At 60.1% G+C, this 18,191-nt stretch carries 18 protein-coding genes; 4 read left to right on the top strand and 14 right to left on the bottom strand.

What is annotated here, in order from left to right:
- Positions 1-32: 32 nt before the first annotated feature.
- The 9 genes from H8F22_RS24605 to H8F22_RS24565 form a co-directional block, all read right to left on the bottom strand.
- The gene (locus tag H8F22_RS24605) at positions 33-1,190 is read right to left on the bottom strand and encodes a glutathionylspermidine synthase family protein (RefSeq protein ID WP_194940790.1); all 1,158 of its coding nucleotides are present in this window, start codon (positions 1,188-1,190) and stop codon (positions 33-35) included.
- Positions 1,191-1,202: 12 nt separating this feature from the next.
- On the bottom strand, positions 1,203-1,916 hold the full coding sequence (locus H8F22_RS24600; protein WP_027924371.1) for a DUF1190 domain-containing protein: 714 nt from the start codon (positions 1,914-1,916) through the stop codon (positions 1,203-1,205).
- A 19-nt stretch (positions 1,917-1,935) separates the two neighbouring features.
- Positions 1,936-2,364 (bottom strand): DUF350 domain-containing protein, encoded by a 429-nt coding sequence (locus H8F22_RS24595; RefSeq protein ID WP_194940789.1) that lies wholly within the window; start codon positions 2,362-2,364, stop codon positions 1,936-1,938.
- Between the two features lie 14 nt (positions 2,365-2,378).
- Positions 2,379-3,062 carry a DUF2491 family protein gene (locus tag H8F22_RS24590; protein WP_027924369.1) on the bottom strand — a complete coding sequence of 228 codons (684 nt, stop codon included), beginning with the start codon at positions 3,060-3,062 and terminating at the stop codon, positions 2,379-2,381.
- Complete coding sequence (locus tag H8F22_RS24585) at positions 3,049-4,083, bottom strand: ion channel (protein ID WP_027924368.1); 1,035 nt, start codon at positions 4,081-4,083, stop codon at positions 3,049-3,051. The genes H8F22_RS24590 and H8F22_RS24585 overlap by 14 nt, the downstream gene beginning before the upstream one ends.
- 74 nt (positions 4,084-4,157) lie before the next feature.
- On the bottom strand, positions 4,158-4,721 hold the full coding sequence (locus H8F22_RS24580) for a rhomboid family intramembrane serine protease (RefSeq protein ID WP_027924367.1): 564 nt from the start codon (positions 4,719-4,721) through the stop codon (positions 4,158-4,160).
- Between the two features lie 177 nt (positions 4,722-4,898).
- A complete protein-coding gene (locus H8F22_RS24575; protein ID WP_027924366.1) occupies positions 4,899-5,597 on the bottom strand; it encodes a PspA/IM30 family protein in 699 nt (232 codons plus the stop codon).
- Between the two features lie 21 nt (positions 5,598-5,618).
- Positions 5,619-6,200: a YjfI family protein gene (locus H8F22_RS24570; protein WP_027924365.1), complete on the bottom strand. Its 582-nt coding sequence runs from the start codon at positions 6,198-6,200 to the stop codon at positions 5,619-5,621.
- 234 nt (positions 6,201-6,434) lie between these two features.
- Entirely contained in the window at positions 6,435-6,983 is a 549-nt protein-coding gene (locus H8F22_RS24565; RefSeq protein ID WP_027924364.1) for a cysteine hydrolase family protein, read from the bottom strand.
- Between the two features lie 102 nt (positions 6,984-7,085).
- Here H8F22_RS24565 and H8F22_RS24560 point away from each other — a divergent pair, with 102 nt between their 5' ends.
- From H8F22_RS24560 to H8F22_RS24550, 3 genes are all read left to right on the top strand, one after another.
- On the top strand, positions 7,086-8,081 hold the full coding sequence (locus H8F22_RS24560) for a GlxA family transcriptional regulator (protein WP_027924363.1): 996 nt from the start codon (positions 7,086-7,088) through the stop codon (positions 8,079-8,081).
- Between the two features lie 285 nt (positions 8,082-8,366).
- Entirely contained in the window at positions 8,367-9,476 is a 1,110-nt protein-coding gene (locus H8F22_RS24555) for a DUF3182 family protein (RefSeq protein ID WP_059182087.1), read from the top strand.
- Entirely contained in the window at positions 9,466-10,224 is a 759-nt protein-coding gene (locus tag H8F22_RS24550; RefSeq protein ID WP_027924361.1) for an alpha/beta hydrolase family protein, read from the top strand. Before H8F22_RS24555 ends, H8F22_RS24550 begins: the two co-directional genes overlap by 11 nt.
- A 117-nt stretch (positions 10,225-10,341) precedes the next feature.
- Here the strand turns inward: H8F22_RS24550 and H8F22_RS24545 are convergent, their stop codons facing one another.
- The 5 genes from H8F22_RS24545 to H8F22_RS24525 form a co-directional block, all read right to left on the bottom strand.
- The gene (locus H8F22_RS24545; RefSeq protein WP_027924360.1) at positions 10,342-11,328 is read right to left on the bottom strand and encodes a lysylphosphatidylglycerol synthase domain-containing protein; all 987 of its coding nucleotides are present in this window, start codon (positions 11,326-11,328) and stop codon (positions 10,342-10,344) included.
- Positions 11,315-12,610 carry a cardiolipin synthase ClsB gene (gene clsB, locus H8F22_RS24540; RefSeq protein WP_027924359.1) on the bottom strand — a complete coding sequence of 432 codons (1,296 nt, stop codon included), beginning with the start codon at positions 12,608-12,610 and terminating at the stop codon, positions 11,315-11,317. Before clsB ends, H8F22_RS24545 begins: the two co-directional genes overlap by 14 nt.
- The gene (locus H8F22_RS24535) at positions 12,607-13,404 is read right to left on the bottom strand and encodes an endonuclease/exonuclease/phosphatase family protein (RefSeq protein WP_194940788.1); all 798 of its coding nucleotides are present in this window, start codon (positions 13,402-13,404) and stop codon (positions 12,607-12,609) included. The genes clsB and H8F22_RS24535 overlap by 4 nt, the downstream gene beginning before the upstream one ends.
- Positions 13,401-14,327: a DUF72 domain-containing protein gene (locus H8F22_RS24530; protein ID WP_027924357.1), complete on the bottom strand. Its 927-nt coding sequence runs from the start codon at positions 14,325-14,327 to the stop codon at positions 13,401-13,403. Before H8F22_RS24530 ends, H8F22_RS24535 begins: the two co-directional genes overlap by 4 nt.
- Positions 14,328-14,531: 204 nt before the next feature.
- Entirely contained in the window at positions 14,532-15,731 is a 1,200-nt protein-coding gene (locus tag H8F22_RS24525; RefSeq protein ID WP_027924356.1) for an MFS transporter, read from the bottom strand.
- A 247-nt stretch (positions 15,732-15,978) separates the two neighbouring features.
- Between H8F22_RS24525 and H8F22_RS24520 the strand changes: the two genes are divergently transcribed.
- The gene (locus H8F22_RS24520; RefSeq protein WP_194940787.1) at positions 15,979-18,102 is read left to right on the top strand and encodes a mechanosensitive ion channel family protein; all 2,124 of its coding nucleotides are present in this window, start codon (positions 15,979-15,981) and stop codon (positions 18,100-18,102) included.
- Positions 18,103-18,191: the final 89 nt, after the last annotated feature.

Here is an 18,191-nt window from a genome sequence, read left to right as displayed (position 1 = left end):
CGGTATCGGGCGTTTGATGAGCGATTTGATGCTCAGTCGAGGATCAGGTGTGGCAAAAAGCGGCTCGAATCCTTGGTGATCAAGCTGTTGTCTTCCCGCACGCCAATCCCGGCCGCCTGATCGCCAATCACCCAAGAACCGATCAGCGTGTAGCTGTCGCCAAATTTAGGCAGCGGCGCAAATTCCTGAAGGATAAACGGCGCGTCGGTGTAGGGGCCGTCCTCTTTCACGATCAGACCGTCGGCCGTTTGCAGCTCGATGTTGGCGCCTTCGCGGGAGAAGAACGGTTTGCGCACCCAGCCCTTGGGCACGGCTTTGTTCGGATCCGTGTCCAGATGCGCCGCGAGCAGGTTCGGGTGACCTTTATTGAATTCCCACAGCAACGGCAGGATGCCCTTGTTGGAAATAATGGATTTCCACGCGGGCTCAAAAAACTGCGTATCACACTGGGCAATTGCGGCACCGAAGGGCTCGTGGAAGATGAATTCCCAGGCGTGCAACTTGAACAGATGAGGAATCCAGCGATCCTCAAGGTCGACGAAGCGTCCGTCACTGGTCAGGCCGATGTCTTCGATGTCGATGTGCCGTGATTCGATGCCGACCTTTTCCGCGACCAGCCGCAGGTAATCGGTGGTGCCCTTGTCTTCGACCGAGTGTTTCATCGAGGCGAAATAGAACGGCTGCTTCAACTGCAACTGGGCAAAAGCCTGATGCAGTTTGGTGTCGATGCTGTTGAACTGGTCGGCCTGCTTGGGCACCAGACCACGCTCGATGCATTGTTCCAGCCAGCCCCATTGAAACGCAGCGGCCTCATACAGGCTGGTCGGCGTGTCGTAGTTGAGTTCCAGCAACTTGGCCGGCCCGGTGCCGTTGTAGGAAAAATCCATGCGCCCATACAGGTGCGGGTGGCCTTCGAGCCATGACGTGCGAATCATGTCGTAGAACGCCGGAGGAATACTCAGGCGCTCGAGCAATTCCTCGTTCTGCACCACCCGGGCGACCATGTCCATGCACATCTCATGGATCTCGGTGGTCGGGTCTTCCAGATCGTTTTCGATCTGCTTGAGCGTGAACTGGTAATACGCGCGCTCGTCCCAGTAGGGTTCGTCGTCGATGGTGTGAAACAGAAAGCCGAGACCTTCGGCGGTCTGTTTCCAGTCATGACGCTCTGCGCAATGGATTTTCTTCATGGCCCGGTTTCCTTAACTGCTCGACCCGCCGCCCCAGCCGCTGCGCGCACTGGCCTTGCTGCCAAAGCCGCCACGCGACGTCGACGAGGCAACGGAAGAAACCGGCTTGCTGGCCGATTTGCTGATGGTGGAGCTGTAACTGCTGCCGGATCGCGCCTGGTTGGAGCGGCCAAACGTTGAACCGTTGGCGACGCGCTGACTGAGTGTTGAATTGCCGTAGTTACCGCGATCGTCGCGGTAGCGGTACACCGGCTGCGAGTAATAGCTGTTGCGGTTGTTGCTCAGCATGTTGCCGATCAACAGCCCGGTCAGCAGGCTGCTGGTGGAGAAGCCCGAACCGCCGGTGTTGGCTTCCGAAGCCGGCAATTGCGCCTTGGCGGCGTCGACCTGGGACTGCGTCACCTGGCCATCGGCAGTCAGCTCGAAGCCGCCGAGCCGGGGAATGAACTTGCCGGTCGACTCCTGCTGGCACCAGTCGGCGACGAAGTCGGCATCGCAATCGGCCTGGTTGTCGTACACCGGCGCAATGCGGCGATGTTCGGCCATGGCGGTCATGTAGGCGTCCGAGCAGACGTCTACCGGGAGCTTTTCATCGGCGCATTGCTGGACGGACTGGAAGTTGTACTTCTTCTGCACCGCGTAGGTTTTTTCCGTTGGCCCGCAACCGGATATCGCCATGGCGACCGATGCGGCCAGCGAGAGCTGAACGTACTTGCTTCGTTTCATCAGGATCTCCGCTGCGCAATCAGTTCTGGGAAGGGGTCATGCACGCGGCGTTCAACATGCCCACGCTGATGGCCACTGCCGCGACATAAATGCCCGCCGCGATTTCACCTTTCTTGATGCGTTCCGAGGTGCCTTTGAGCACCAGGCTGGTCATCAGGAACGCCAGCAGTTGCACGAATGCGGCAATGACTGCCCAGACGACGAAGTCGAGCAGGCTGATCGAGTAGGCAATCACATTGCTCGCTGGAATGGCGAAGCCAATGATCGCGCCACCCAGTGCAATCGCAGCCGCCACGTTGCCCGAACGGATCAGTTCGAACTCTTTGTGCGGTGTGATGCGGGTGTAGATGAACTGGAACAGTGCGAACAACACGGCGGCGCCGAGGATGTAAGACACAAACCCGAGCACGGCTGCCGGGTTCAGCGAGATGGCGAGTGCTTCTAGCATGGACGGCTTCCTTGTTAAAAAGTATTCAGGTCGGTGGTGTACAGCGAGACGCCCAGCGACGTGCTCAAGCTGATGGTGCCTTCGGCGTCTTCTTCGACGGAAAACAGCAGGAATTCCCGGCGATCGGTCAAGCCGGTTTCGCGGGCGTACAGCATCGAACGGTGCTCGATGCTGTAGCTGTCTTCCGGGTTTTTCAGCTGTTCGCTCAGTTCGACCAATTCCGTCTGACCGTTCTCGGTGCCCCATTCGCGGGTGTATTCGACGCCGTTATGGGTGTAGGTCGGCAACCCGATCAGGCTTTGCGGGCCGGCCAGCCGTCGCAGCTCTGCTTCGCTGCTGATGGTGATGTAACTGAGGTAATTGAACAGGATCACCGACTCGACCTGGCCGGCGATATCGCCGGTGGTGTGCACTTGCAGCCAATACTCTTCCTCGTTCATGTAATAACGCGACAGCCAGGTCGACTGCCCGAGATCAATGGTGCCGTTGCTCCAGATTTGCTGGGAGCCCGGGATCGTCACCGTGGAGTTGCCGTCGAGCAACAACTTCAGCGTCGTGTCGAACATCACCTCTTTGCCCAAGGCCAGGCCCAATGGGCCAGTGACGGGTGACGGCGTTGCGTTGGCAGTCCATTTCGACGGGGTGTTTGTGTTCGTGTTCGGAGCCTCAAGCCCCATCAACTGTTTAAACCATCCCATTGGAGATCTCCTTCAGGCGAGTGGAGGCAATGTAAAAGAGTTCGCCGCCCTGAACGCGCGTGGCACAGGGCGGGTTGATTGAAGGTTGCTGCGCGCCTTGGGCGCGATAGCCAATGAGCGTGGCGTTGTGGCGCTGTTTCATTTGCGCGTACAGATCGCCAAAAGTCGCCTCATAGGTGTCGGGCAGTTTCATCAGGTATTGAGTGGCGCCTTCACCCACGCACAGCAATTCGTTGATGACCACTGACGAGCCGGGGTCCTGGGAGGCGCGCACCAACATCTCGATGGCCATACTTGAAGTGCATTCCAGGCTGGGGGCGTAGGCGCTGGCGAGCGCGGCGATTTCACTTTCATTGAAGTGTGCGACCACATGCCCGACCGGGTTCAGTTGATTGATCGCCAGCACGGTGGCCAGGGTCAAATCGTCTGACGAGGTACGCACCAGCACGCGTTCGGCGCCGGGAACACCGGCACGCAGTAACAATGCCGCGGAAGACAGGCTTTCACCTTTGATGAAGTCCGCCTTGCCCGGCAGGGGGTTTTCTTCGAGGGTGCAATCGCAAATGACGATCAGGTTGTCGTTCGAGGTTTCGTCCGCCAGCAACAGTTCAATGACCCGTTCGCTGGACGCGCCTTCCCAGCCGATGAGCACGGTATGGCCGACCTTGCCGGTGAAATCGCCTTTACCCTTCATGCCTTTTCTCCATGCATCGATAACACTGCTGGTGGTTTTGCCGATGGCTGCCGTCAGCAGCGCAATGCCGCCGAGCATGACCCAGGTCGCCACGAAAATTCGCCCGGCCGATGTCTGTGGCGCGAGATCGCCATAGCCCACGGTCAGCGTGGTGGTGAGATAGAAGTAGGTGAACGTGGCGGGGGCGGTGAGGTGGTGTTCGCCCAGAAACACCAGGCCCAGCCAGGCTGTGCTCAGGTGTACGCCCAACGCAATCAGCAGGCCCGCCCAGCCGAATCGGTGGAAGAGGGACGAAGCATACATGCGCACTAACAAAAAAATCGACATGGGGTCCCTGGCTCCGTGGGGGGTACTCGTTCCTGGCGATAGAGTCGCGTTGGCATTCGAGTGCTCAAGTGCGCTTACCGGGCGGCATTAAACCTGCTGCGCGGTGCAGATAACAGTACTTTGGCTGCGATAAATCCGGCGAAGGCCCCGAACAGATGCCCTTCGAAGGAAATGCCCCGGCGAGGCAGGAAGCCAAAGACCAGGCCGCCATACAACAGCGCCACGACGCCCGCCGTGAGTACATTGCCCCAGCTCTTCTGGAACCAGGCGCGCGACAGAATGTACGCCCACAGCCCGAACACCCAGCCGCTGGCACCAATGTGTACACCTGCAAAACCGAACAGCCAGACCAGCGAGCCGCCCAGCAGAATAATGATGGCGCTGACCGCCATGAACCGATTGAGCCCTTCGACCATCACCAGCGTTCCCAGAACCAAAAAGGCCACAAGGTTGGCGCTCAGGTGCGAGAAGGACGCATGTAAAAAAGGTGAAGTGACGATGCCGAGCAGTCCATGCACGGTTCGCGGGATCAGGCCGAATGCCATAAGGCTGTAGCCGGTCGCCGCGTTGATCACTTGCAGCGCGACCATGAAGATGGCCAGGCTGGCGATTAGCTTGAAACCCTTCAGGGCATCCATCCTTGACCTCGGTTCTACAAAAAATAAGGGCGATGAGTTCAGTCAGTTAAGGTAACCCACCTGTGGGAGCGAGCTTGTTCGCGATGGCGGTGGGTCAGCCAACATTGATGTTGAATGACATACCGCCATCGCGAGCAAGCTCGCTCCCACAAGGTGTTTGGTGTTGCCCCGACCGCTTTACTCGGCCGATTTTTGCTTCAGGCGTTCCAGGATCGCGTTGGCGCTGCCTTCGTTCGGCGTGATGCCGGCTTCGCGCAGTTTGCGTTCCAGGTCGGTACCGGTCGATGCGTCGGCCAGTTCGTCCTGAGCTTGCAGTTCAGCGGCACGTTGTTGCTGCTTGGCCTGCAAACGGTTCAGGGTGCCGACGGCAGTTTCCAGCTTGCCGTTGGCGCCGCCGCTGGCGATAGAGGCGCTGACCTGGGCTTTCTGCACGCTTTCGCGGGCCTTGGCCATGTCCACTTGCTGGCGCAGGCTCTTGATGCGGTTTTCGGCCTTGGTGATGTCTTTGCGCATGTTTTCCGCGTAACCGCCGAATTCGGTGGCCTGCTTTTGCTCGACATCGAGCTCATTGGTCAGGGTCGAAATCGCTTCGGCGACTTCCATCGCCAAGTCTTCACGGCCGGCGTTCAGGGCGGCAACAGCCTTGGATTCCAGGTCCTTGATTTTGGCGTTGTACTCGCTGACGCGGTCGGCCGACAGTTTGTGCTTGGCCATGATGGTGACCAGTTCACGCTTGGCGTTGGCCAGCGCGCTGTCAGCATCGCGAATTTCCTGGTCGAGGATGCGCAGGGCCTGCTGGTCGACGATGGCTTCGCCCACTTCAGTGGCGCCGCCGCGCAGTGCGGTGAACAACTTGCTCCAGATGGACTGAGTCATTGGATCTTCCTTTCCTGATAATTACTTGAAGAAGCGTTCGAAGGCTTCGATGGCACGCTGAACGTTGTCGACGAGGGTTTTCACCTCGGTCACCACGTTGGTCAGGCTGGAGTCGGAACTCAGCGCGCCAAACATGTTGTAAACGACCTGGCCGTTGGGCATGGACTCGATACCGATCGAGGACAGCGGGAACATTTCCCGGCTGCGCAGCACGGCATCGTTGAAGGCTGGCACGTCGCGGATGGACTCGACGTCGACCAGAACGGTGTCGACGATGATTTGCTCACCTGCCACGGCGATGTGAATCGGCAGTCCGCCAAACTCGTTCATCTCCAGCTTCAGGCTGGGTTCGGCGCTCTGGATCAGGGAGAGCGTGATCTCTTGCGAAGCCACCTCATCAAGGGCCTTGAGGGCGTTGTAGAGGCTATCGATGTTCCAGTTGTTGCCTGCGCTCATGTAATTCTCCGACATGAATGAGCCAGCCAGAATCGGTTGGCGTAGCTGTTGCTCCATCTGCTTGAGCAAGCTTCGGTTTTCGGGAAGCACCCAAGATTCGTGTTTCACATAACCGGCGGCTGCCAGGCCTGCGCGCATCTGCTTCATGTAGAAGCTCGATGGTTTTTTCGCGGACGGTTTCGAGCGGCTTTGCATGGCAGTGACTCCGTTGTGAAAATCTCACGCGTGAGAAACCCTACGCCCAATCCTAAACGTCATCAATGACTCACGCGTGAGTTTTTTCTGCCACGCGCCAAAAGGCCCGCTGCATGGCGGGCCCTGTGGTATTTCAAAGTGTTTCCCGACCGTTAATGAAGGTTGGGATGATCACATTTACCGCGTTTAATCACGCAGGAACTCATCGGTGGACACCACGTTGGCGTAGGCAAAGCCCAAAGCCGACATGAACGCCGCGTGAACATGGGCGGCCGGCACGGTCAGGCCGTTGAATTCCAGGTCACGGGTGGCACAGGCGTCATGAATCACCGTGACGTTGTAGCCAAAATCCGCCGCCGCGCGGGTGATGCCATCGATGCACATGTGGCTCATGCTACCGACCACCACCAACTCCTTGATCCCTTGTTCATCGAGGATCGATTTCAGCTCGGTTTCGCGGAACGAGTTGACGAAGTGCTTGAGGACCACGGGCTCATTGGCGAGGTTGAGCACGTTGGGGTGCAGCTTTGCGCCTTCGGAACCGGGGGTAAAGAACGGAGCCTCTTCGGAGGTGAATTCATGGCGAATGTGCACCACTGAATCACCAGCCTCACGAAAGGCCTTGAGTACACGAACGGCGTTATCTGCCGCGGCGTCAGCGCCGACCAGCGGCCACTTGCCTTGTGGGAAGTAGTCGTTTTGGATATCAACTACGATGAGCGCTTGCTTGGCCATAAGTGTTTCCTTGAAATGCTTGTTGGGTGTGGAACGAAGTATTGGGCCTGGCGGGCCGTCCGAGGATTGGCCGCACCGACAATAGAAGGGGGAAAACTGACAATGGACGCAGAAAGGGCAATCGCCGAACTGGGCGTGCTGATTTATCCCGGCGCGCAGATGGCGGCGGTGCATGGGCTGACGGACCTGTTCGACGTGGCTAACAGAATCGCCGCCGAGCATCAGTCGGCGCGGTTGCCGCTGTTGCGGGTCAGCCATTGGCAGGTTGAGGGCGATCAGGCCCCGGTTCGGGTCTACGACAGCCATCCGGCGCCGGACTCAGCCTTGGTGGCGGTGTTGATCCCGCCGTCGATCGCCAGTTTTTACGCCGGTCAGGTGCCGCAGGCATTGCTCCAGTGGGTTCGTCAGCAGCACGCGAACGGCGCGACCCTCGGTGGCGTCTGCGTGGGCTCGATTCTTTTGGCTGAAAGCGGCCTGCTCGATGGCCGCAGCGCCACCGCGCACTGGACCTCGGCCAAAGCCTTCGCCGAGCGTTACCCGGCGATCAAGCTCAAGGCTGATACGCCGATTGTCGACGACGGCGACTTGATCACCACGGCCGGACTGATGGCCTGGTCCGAGTTGGGGCTGCGCCTGGTGGACCGTTTGCTGGGGCCGAGCATTGCGACCGGCACCGCACGCTTTCTGGTGGTGGAACACAGTGACAGCGCGAGCGAGTGCGGCAGCAACTTTGCACCGATTCTCAGTCATGGCGACGCCTCGATTCTCAAGGTCCAGCATTGGCTGCAAAGTACCGGGGCGACCGATGTGTCGCTGACCGCCATGGCCGAGCGGGCCGGGCTGGAGGAGCGCACGTTCCTGCGTCGCTTCCGCGCGGCGACCGGGCTCAAACCGACCGAATACTGCCAGCACCTGCGGGTCGGCAAGGCCCGGGAAATGCTCGAGTTTACCAACGGCACCATTGATCACATTGCCTGGACCGTGGGGTATCAGGACCCGAGTGCGTTTCGGGCGACGTTCAAGAAAATTACCGGGCTGGCGCCGAGTGATTATCGAACGCGGTTTGGTGTGTCGCCGATGGCCGCAACTCCACGGTAGCCAGATCACTGCATAGCCTGTGGGAGCCGAGTTTGCTCGCGATTGCGCCATAACATTCAACACTGATGTGTCTGATACATCGCCATCGCGAGCAAGCTCGGCTCCCACAGGGCTATCGTGCAAAATGCAGGAGGTGAATCGACTGTCGTGCAGAATAAAACAGGCCTGATGCCATTACCCTTTTCACAACTATCTGATTTAACAGTTGTTTGCGGCGCCCACCGCTTGGCCTGATCTCTGCACCGTTCCCTCAACACTCATCAATCGCCATTTGAAGGGGGACGCATGACCCCAACAAGCCGCAAAAAACTGGTGGTCGCCCATTCCGTGGGCCCCGATGCGCCACAGCATGAAGTCGAAACCAATCGCGCCCTGGCCCGTTGGCTGGCGCAGATTCTGGGCCTTAAGTACGGCGGCAGTTTTGATCAGAAATTGCATGACGGCCGGGATCTCTACCTGCTGCCGACCCAGACCCTGGTAGGCGCCGCTGCCGCCCGGCAAATGGGCGTCAAAGGGCCGGAAGATTTGTGGGGCGGCTACGTCGACCACGATTTCATCTGCACCAAAGCCATCAGCCATGGTTTGCTCAACAAGAATGCTTATGCCCCACCAGGCTGGTCACCGCTGTTTTCCGAACGCGTGCGCAACGTGGTGCTGGATGGCCTCAGCGTGTTCTCCCTCGACGATGCGCGGCCCGCCGCCGAACACTTGCTCTACAACGGCCCGATCCGGCTCAAGCCGGTGCATGCCTGCGCCGGACGGGGACAGGAAGTGATTGAAAGCCTCGACCAGTTCGACGCCATTCTCGCCAGACCTGATGCCAGCAAGCTGTTCGCCGAAGGCGTAGTGTTGGAGCAGGACCTGAGTGACGTGATTACCCACAGTGTCGGCCAGAGTTTTATCGGCGACACCGTGCTGAGTTACTGCGGTGATCAATACTTGATCGAAGACGGGCAGGGCGAGCGGGTGTACGGCGGCTCCAACCTGCTGGTGGTGCCGGGTTATTACGAGGACCTGCTCAAGCTGCCGTTGCCGGATGACGTGCGATTGGCGATCCGCCAAGCGCAAGTGTTTGACAGCGCCGCCGATGAGGCCTATCCCGGTTTCTATGCGTCACGGCGCAACTACGACATTGCTCAGGGGCTGGACAGTAACGGCAAGCCACGTAGCGGTGTGCTGGAGCAGTCCTGGCGCATGGGCGGTGCCAGCAGCGCGGAAGTGGCCGCGTTGCAGAGCTTCGTCAATGATCCGCGGATGCGCGCGATTCGTGTGTCATCCGTCGAAACCTACATCGATCAACCGCTGCCGGCGGACGCCATCGAGGTGTACCGCGGCCCCGCAGAAAACAGTGACTTTCTTCTCAAGTACGTAACGGTCAAATCCTATGACGGCTAGAAGTGAAACCATTCAGATCGACATCGACGATGAACAGATGAGCGGGACTTTTCTCAGCCCCAAATCCAAGGTCCCCGGCGTGCTGTTCGTGCACGGTTGGGGCGGTAGCCAGGAGCGGGATCTGGAGCGGGCCAAAGGCATCGCCGGTCTGGGGTGCGTGTGCCTGACGTTCGACTTGCGCGGTCACACCGGCGGCACCGGAATCCCGCTGACGCGCGTCACCCGTGAAGACAATTTGCGCGACCTGCTGGCGGCGTATGACCGGCTGCTCGCGCACCCGGCGCTCGACACCTCGGCCATCGCCGTGGTCGGCACCAGTTATGGCGGTTACCTGGCCGCGATACTGACGTCATTACGTCCGGTGCGTTGGCTGGCGCTGCGGGTGCCGGCGCTGTATCGCGACGATCAGTGGCACACACCCAAGCGTGAGCTGGACAAGACCGATCTGCGCGATTACCGCAGCACGTTGATCCGCGCCGACAGCAACCGGGCACTGCATGCCTGCTCGCAATTCACCGGTGATGTGCTGCTGGTTGAATCCGAGACTGACGACTATGTGCCCCACGCAGCCATCATGAGTTACCGCGCGGCGTGTCAGCAGACCCACTCGCTGACCCACCGGATTATCGACGGCGCCGATCACGCCTTGAGCGACCCGGTTTCGCAGCAGGCGTATACCTCGATTCTGGTGGACTGGATTACCGAGATGGTGGTGGGTGAGCGGTTGAGCATTATTCAATCCCGCTGAGAAATCTTCGCTGTTTTCGAGTCCGTCATCGCGAGCAGGCCCACCCTACAGGTAGACCGCGATCCAAAATGTAAGAGTGAGCCTGCTCGCGATGGCGGCATCCGACTCCCCCCATACTCAAGAAGGTTTCTTCGAGATCCGCAACGACTTGGCCTTGGCCTCCACCACCAGATACATCACCAATGTAATCAATAACGGCAAGATGAAATAAATCGCCCGATACGCCAGCAACCCCGCCACCAGGCTCCCCCGCGAAACCTCATGTTGCAGCAGCGCCACAAACACCGCCTCCAGCACCCCAAGCCCTGCCGGGATATGCGTGATGACCCCGGCGATGGCGCTGATCAGCAGCACACCCAGCACCAGCGGATAGTCCAGCTTGCTCGGCAACAAAGTAAAAATCACCGCCGCCATCAACGACCAGTTCAGCGCCCCCAGTGCCAGTTGCAGCACCGCCATGCGCAGCGATGGCAGGTTGATTTCCACCCCGCGAATCGCCCATTCCCGACGCTTGGAAAACCGGCAGGCGACCAGGTAACCGGCACTCACCAACAGCAGCACCACACCGACGCCTTGCAATGCATCGCTGCTGAGTTTCCAGCCGGGCGGCATGCGCACCAGGCCGCTGCTGAACACGACGCCAGCAATCACCATGTAGCCGAACCAATTGGTCGCGAGGCTCAAGCCGAGGATTTTCGCGATGTTGCCCTTGCTCACACCCAACCGTGAATACAGCCGATAGCGCATGGCGATGCCACCCACCCATGCACTCAGATTAAGGTTAAACGCATAGCTGATGATCCCCACCGGCAGGATCTGTTTCCACGTCAGGTCCTGTCGAATGTAGGTGCGGCCGATCAGGTCGAAACAGGCGTACACCAGAAAGCTCAACAGCGTCAGCCCCGAGGCGATGACCAGCGTGCGTACCTTGAAATCGGCCAGGGTGTCGAAGACTTCGTTCCATTCGAGACGCTGGGCGAGCATCGTCAGCAAGACAATCAGCGCCAGGAAAAACAGCAGGGTCAATGGCCGTTTCCAGCGGCTCCAGCGCGATTTCGCCGGGTGCCCGATGTGTGGGGTCGAATGAGCTTCAGCGCGGGACATGGTGATCGCTCCCGGTCGGCTGGCTGAAGGGCTTCAGGCGCGGCTTGTGGGCCGGCAGCCAACCTGCCCACGCGGGGAAATGCCGCAGGAAGTGAAACACCAGGAAGCCGACCGTCATGTGCCAGATGCGTCCGCGCGGGGCGTTGTCGACGGACATGGCTTTGCAGTGGTTGTCGCTCAGGTGTTCAAGGCGTTCGAACAGCGTGCGATTGAACGCACGGTCGCGGATCAACACATTGGCTTCCAGGTTCATGGACAGGCTCAACGGGTCGAGGTTGCTCGAACCGACGGTGCTCCAGTCCTCATCCACCAATGCGACTTTGCCGTGCAGCGGCCGCTCGCAATACTCGTGAATCTGCACGCCTGACTTGAGCAGATAGTCATAGGTCATGCGCGCCGCGAGCTTGGCCACCAGCATGTCCGGCTGCCCTTGCAGGATCAGCCGCACATCGACACCACGGCGCGCCGCGTTGCGGATCTCGCGCAGCAAGCGATAACCGGGAAAGAAGTAGGCGTTGGCGATCACCACCCGACGCTTGGCGCTGCGCAACACCAGCCGGTAAACCTCCTCGATGTCGGAGCGATGGTCGCCATTGTCGCGGTACACCAGCCGAACCTGACCGTCATGATCGTTGAAGGCCAATTCCGAGCGCCGCTGCCGGCGTCGTTGCCACCAGTATTTGGCACGGGCCGGGCGCCCGCATTGCAGCAGCGCAAAGTGATGAATGTCGGCCACCGCCGGGCCTTGCACTTCAACCGAGTAATCCTGTTTGGCCTCGGGGCCGAAGTCGCCCAGATGGTCGGCGGAAAAATTGATCCCGCCGATGAAGGCAATCGTGCCGTCGACCACCACGATCTTGCGGTGCAGCCGACGGAACCAGTTGGTGCGAATGCCCAGATGCTTTGGCGCCGGATCGAATATCTGGATGTGTACGCCGGCCTGGCTCAACGCCGCCAGGAACCCGGTGCTCAATTCGCCGCAGCCAAAGCCGTCGAGACTGGCGGTGACCCGCACGCCGCGCTGGGCCGCGTCGATCAGCACTTGCTGCAGCTCGTTGCCGACCTTGTCCTCGAACACGATGAAGGTTTCCAGGAGGATTTCCGTGGTGGCCTGACGCATGGCCTCGAACACTCTCGGGAAATACGCTTCACCGTTTTCCAGCAACTCGACCCGGTTGTTGCCTTGCCAGCCGTAGTCGACATTGACCACGCCGGGCTCACGGGTGGTCGGGGTTGTGGACAGGTGTTCCGCGCGGGTTTCTTCCATCGACGGGATGCTCATAGTTCGATCTCCACCGACAGCGGTGCGTGGTCGGAAAGGTGTGACCAGGGGCGCGCCGCCAACACCTGCGGACGACTGGCCTTGAGGTTGCGCACGTAGATGCGGTCCAGTCGAAGCGCCGGCATTCGCGCCGGAAAACTGCGCGCCGGTTTGCCGTGATGTTCGGCGAACACTTCACGCAGGCCACACGGCTTGAGCAGCACATCGGCGCGCTGACGCCAGTCATTGAAGTCCCCGGCCACGATCACCGGCGCATCGTCGGGCAACTCTGCGAGGCGTCGGCTCAACAGTTTTAGCTGTTCAGTGCGATGGGCTTCGCGCAGCCCCAGGTGCACGCAGATGGCGTGGATTTCCTGACCGTCACCGGGCAGGCGTAGCACGCAATGCAGAAGGCCGCGGTTTTCATGGCCGATGATCGACACGTCCAGGTTGTCATGGCGAATGATCTGGAATTTCGACAGCAGCGCATTGCCGTGATCGCCCGCCGGGTAGACCGCGTTGCGGCCATAGGCGAACTGCGGCCACAACGTGTCGGCGAGGAATTCGTACTGCGGCATCGCCGGCCAGTTGCTGTAGCGCATGGGATGCTGCTCATGGGCGCCATGGACTTCCTGCAAAAACACCACGTCGGCGGACACGCTGCGCACCGCTTCACGCAACTCCGGCAGGATGAAACGCCGGTTCAGTGCGGTAAAACCTTTGTGCGTATTGACCGTCAGCACCGTGAAGCGGCGCACGGCGGTCAGGAGGGCGGACGGCTCATCCGCTGCGTCGAGCGGCTCGGGAATGTTCATGGCAGCACGCCTTCCGCTGCCGGCTCACCGGGGGCGGTGGCGAGTTCGTTGTCGAGGTGGAAGCGCTCGAGCAGGCGCCGCGCATCGAAGGGCGCGCGGACCTTGATGTCGTTATCGAAATAACAGAACACCTCGCGGGATTTGCGGGCCTTGGGTTTCTGCCGAGGTGCGATCAATTGCGCGTCCGACGGTTGCTGGCCATGCACCCAGGCATCGATCCGGTCGGCCCAGCGTTTCAGCGCCTGCGGGGGGTAGCCGCTGGCGTAGAGCTCTTCGGCACCGTGCAGGCGCAGGTAGACGAAATCGCTGGTGAGGTCTTCGCGGTACGGCCATTTACCCGCCGTATCGGCAATCACCAGCGCGGCGTTGTAGCGTTTGAGCAGACGGATGAACGCCGGGTCGACAAAGCTTTCGTTCCTGATTTCCACGGCATGCCGTACAGGTTTTTTCTTGTGCGCCGTGAGGCTGGCGTGGCCGTTCAGGTGCGAATCGTGCTGGCGGGCGAGGGTGGCTGCCTGCTGGGTGTCGTGGGGTAATTGTTCGAGGAAGCTTTCGAACACATCGGCGTCGAATTTGAAGTTGGGCGGGAATTGCCAGAGGATCGGCCCAAGCTTTTCCTTGAGCTCCAGCACCCCGGAGGCGAAAAAGTTTGCCAGTGGATGATGGACATCCCGCAGGCGTTTGATGTGGGTAATGAAACGCGGGCCTTTGACGCTGAAGACGAAACCCGGCGGGGTGTCGGCGTACCACTCGGCGTAACGTTCCGGCCGTTGCAAGGCGTAAAACGATCCATTGATTTCAATACTGTTGACTGCCCGCGACGCGAATTGCAATTCGCGTTTCTGGGTCAGCCCCTTTGGGTAGAAACTCCCCCGCCAAGGCGCATAACGCCAGCCTGAAATGCCGATATGAATCGCCGCCATGTCGCCTCCCGTCTGATGGTCCTCGGACAGCCCTGTCTTTGGATGACTGCCGGGCGGGAGAGAAAGTTTCGACGGGACTACGGACGGTACGGCACACACATATCCAATGTAGGAGTGAGCCTGCTCGCGATGACGGAGTGTCAGTCAACATTCACAGCGACTGATTCACCGCTATCGCGAGCAGGCTCACTCCTTCAGGTTAAATCAGTGCCCGGCGACGATTCGGGTTGAACCTTGATACACCGGCCCCAACCGATCAAGCCGACCGCTCCACGCCGTCAGCGCCAATGCCACCAACACCACCAGGCCACCGATCCACGCGGTATGAATCAACCCCAGGTGCGCAACAATCAAACCACCACCCCACGCACCTCCTGCAATACCGAGGTTGAACGCCGCAATGTTCAACCCCGAGGCGACATCCACCGCCTGCGGCGTGTGATGTTCGGCCTGACGCACCACATACACTTGCAGGCCCGGCACGTTGCCGAACGCGACGGCGCCCCACACCAGCACCGTGACCAGCGCCAGCCATGGATTGCCGGCAGTAAACGTCAACATGAACAGCACCGCCGCGAGCAAGGCGAAGATGATTTTCAGCGCGCTGATCGGGCCACGCGTGTCCGCCAGTTTGCCGCCCCAGATGTTCCCCACCGCCACCGAAACGCCGTAGACCAGCAGCACCAGGCTCACCGTGCCGGCGCTGAAGCCGGAAATGTCCTGGAGAATCGGCGCCAGGAAGGTGAACGCGATGAACGAACCGCCATAACCCACCGCCGTCATGGCGTACACCAGCAGCAGGCGCGGTTGCTTGAGCACCTGCAATTGCTGCAACAGTGAAGCGGGTTTGCTGTGGGCGATGTTTTTCGGCACGTAGATCAGGCTGCCAATGAAGGCGATTACGCCCAAGGCCGACACCGCGAGGAAGGTTTCACGCCAGCCGAAATGCTGACCGATGAACGTCCCCAGCGGCACACCGGTGACCAGCGCCACGGTCAGGCCGGTGAACATGATGGCAATCGCACTGGCGGCTTTTTCCTTGGGCACCAGGCTGGTGGCGATGGTCGAGCCAATCGAGAAAAACACCCCGTGGGCCAGGCCAGTGACGATCCGCGCAATGATCAACGACTCGTAGCTCGGCGCTTGCCAGGCCAGCAAGTTGCCGAGGGTAAACAGCACCATCAGCGACAGCAGCAGCATTTTGCGCGGGACTTTGCCGGTCAGGGCCGTCAGTACCGGGGCGCCGATGGCCACGCCCAGGGCATAGAGGCTGACCAGCAGGCCGGCGGACGGCAGGCTGACGCCAAGGTCGGCGCCGATGGTGGGTAACAGGCCAACGATGACGAACTCGGTCGTCCCGATGGCGAAGGCGCTGAGGGTCAGCGCGAGCAAGGCAATGGGCATGACTGCAACTCCGGTGGGTTTGAGTGAATGGAGCGCAGTGTCGGGGTTCCGGTTGTGCGGAAAAATACAGGAGGGAGCATTTGATATTTGCGTTAAGGTCAAATATCGACAGTGCTCTACAGTTATTCGCGGGAGTGAGCTTGCTCCCACAGGGAATGGCCCCGTCCTTTATCCCGCGGCCAAAACCGAACTTACCCGCTATTTTCCGATCAGGTTCTTACAGACTTTTTCGACGGAGCTCCCCGTTTTGCTCAAGTTCAAAACTGCGATACCGCTGGCGCTACTTCTGTTCACATGCAGCCTCGGGCTGCAAGCGGCAACGCTGCCGGGCCTGCCGGCGACCAGCACCGCCGCGACGCCACCAGCTCAGCCGGAGCCACTGGTCCAGGGCGGTTTGCTCGGGGCGATCAGTTCGAGCATCGATGAGGTCGAGAGCAAACTTGATCTCAACGAAGACCTGGTCGACGCCTGGCGATTGCGCGCAGACCGAGCGGCGGACGAAGTGGATCAACTGGTCAATCATCCCTCGGCGCGTTCCAGTTGGAGCGTGATGGGGGATTTCCTGATTTTGTCCGGTGTATGGATGAGCGTTTTTGCGATGCTCTGGCTGCTCGGTGGAATGCTCGCCACGCGACTGAGCGAGCACCGCTTGCTGCTCACCCGTGAACGCGGCCAGGCCGTGCTCGGTTATCTGTTGCCATTCAGCCTGCCGGCGCTGATCAGCCTGCCGTTGACGATTGTCGTCAGCCACTACCTGCCGGTGTCTGCCGGTCGGGCGCTGGCGCTGTGTTTCGCCTACGCCACCAGCAGCGGCATTTTCGCCGCCTCGCTGGTGCTCACATTGGTGGTCCTGTTCAACACCGGGCACAAGCGCCGGGCGGTGCAGATTCTCCGCGATTACACCCCGCGCCCGCTGTTTGGCATCGGTTTTCTGGTCGCGCTCAGCGATGCCTTGACCAGCCCGCAGATCGCCCACCAATTGGGCAGCAACCTGACCAGCAGCATCGCGGTATTGACCGGGCTTGGGGCCTCGATTTCCTTTGGTCTGCTGGTGATCAAGATGCGCCGCCCGGTCGCGCACCTGATCCGCATTCTGCCGTTGGCGCAGCGCCTCAAGCAGCCGGCATTGCGCGAGACGCTGCGGATTTTTTCGGGGCTGTGGTATTGGCCGATTCTGTTGATGGTGATGGTCTCGGTCATGAACCTGATCAGCATCAGCGATGACAATCAGCAGGTGCTGCGCAGCGCGCTGTTCACCACCGTGTTGTTGATCGCCACGGTGTTTCTCAGCACGACGTTGCATCACTTGTTCAAGTCCCGCAGCGAGCAAGCGGCGCGCCGCAGCAATGCCTACAAAGAGCGATTTCTGAGCCTTTCACACGCCTTGCTGCGGATCAGCATGGCGATTGTGTTCATCGACATCCTGGGGCGTATCTGGGGGGTGTCACTCCTGGAATTCGCGATGAGCAACACGGTCGGACGCGCGATCAGTGATTCGCTGAGCCGCATCGGCCTGATCTTCCTCGTGACCTGGATGGTCTGGGTGGTGCTCGACACGGCGATTCAGGAAGCCCTGAAACCACCGGTCAACAAACGCTCCGCACGCCAGCCAAGCACGCGGGTGAAAACCATCCTGCCGCTGCTGCGCAATGCGATGAAAATCCTGCTGGTGGTGGTCTGTGCGATCACCACCATGGCCAACCTGGGGATCAACGTCGCGCCGTTCCTGGCCGGTGCCGGGGTGGTGGGGCTGGCCATCGGTTTCGGTTCCCAGCAACTGGTGCAGGACGTCATCACCGGGCTGTTCATCATCATCGAAGACACCTTGTCGATCGGTGATTGGGTGGTGCTCGATTCCGGGCATGCGGGCACGGTCGAAGGCCTGACCATCCGCACCTTGCGCCTGCGTGACGGCAAGGGTTTTGTGCACTCGGTGCCGTTCGGCCAGATCAAGGCAGTGACCAATCAATCCCGGCAATTTGCTTACGCGTTCTTCTCGGTGCAGTTCACCTATGACACCGACGTCGACAAGGCGATCGAGTTGATCCGTGAGGCCGGGCATTCGATCAGCGACGACCCGTTTCTCAAGTACAACCTGCAAGGGCCGCTCGACGTCTTCGGGGTCGACAAAATGGACCTCAATGGCGTGGTGCTGACGGCGCAGTTCCGTACCGTGTCGGGGGGGCAATATGCGGTGAGCCGGGCGTTTAACCAGCGATTGAAAAAGCTTGTGGATAACAGTCCTTGGGTGCATTTCGCGCAGACTTATCCACAGCAGGTTCTTATGCCGCAGCGGCAGATGGATGGGGATGACGAATTGGCGCAGGAGCATTCGGCGGTGTTGCTGCCGGATCAGCCTAGAACTCAGTGATTTGTGTTGACGCTGATGGCCCTATCGCGAGCAAGCTCGCTCCCACAGGTTGTATGAACGACGCACATCCAATGTGGGAGCGAGCTTGC

This window comes from Pseudomonas mucoides, from assembly GCF_015461845.1.
GTDB lineage: Bacteria > Pseudomonadota > Gammaproteobacteria > Pseudomonadales > Pseudomonadaceae > Aquipseudomonas > Aquipseudomonas mucoides.
The sequence above is the reverse complement of the archived record's forward strand: the minus strand, read 5'-3'. Positions and strand labels throughout refer to the sequence as shown.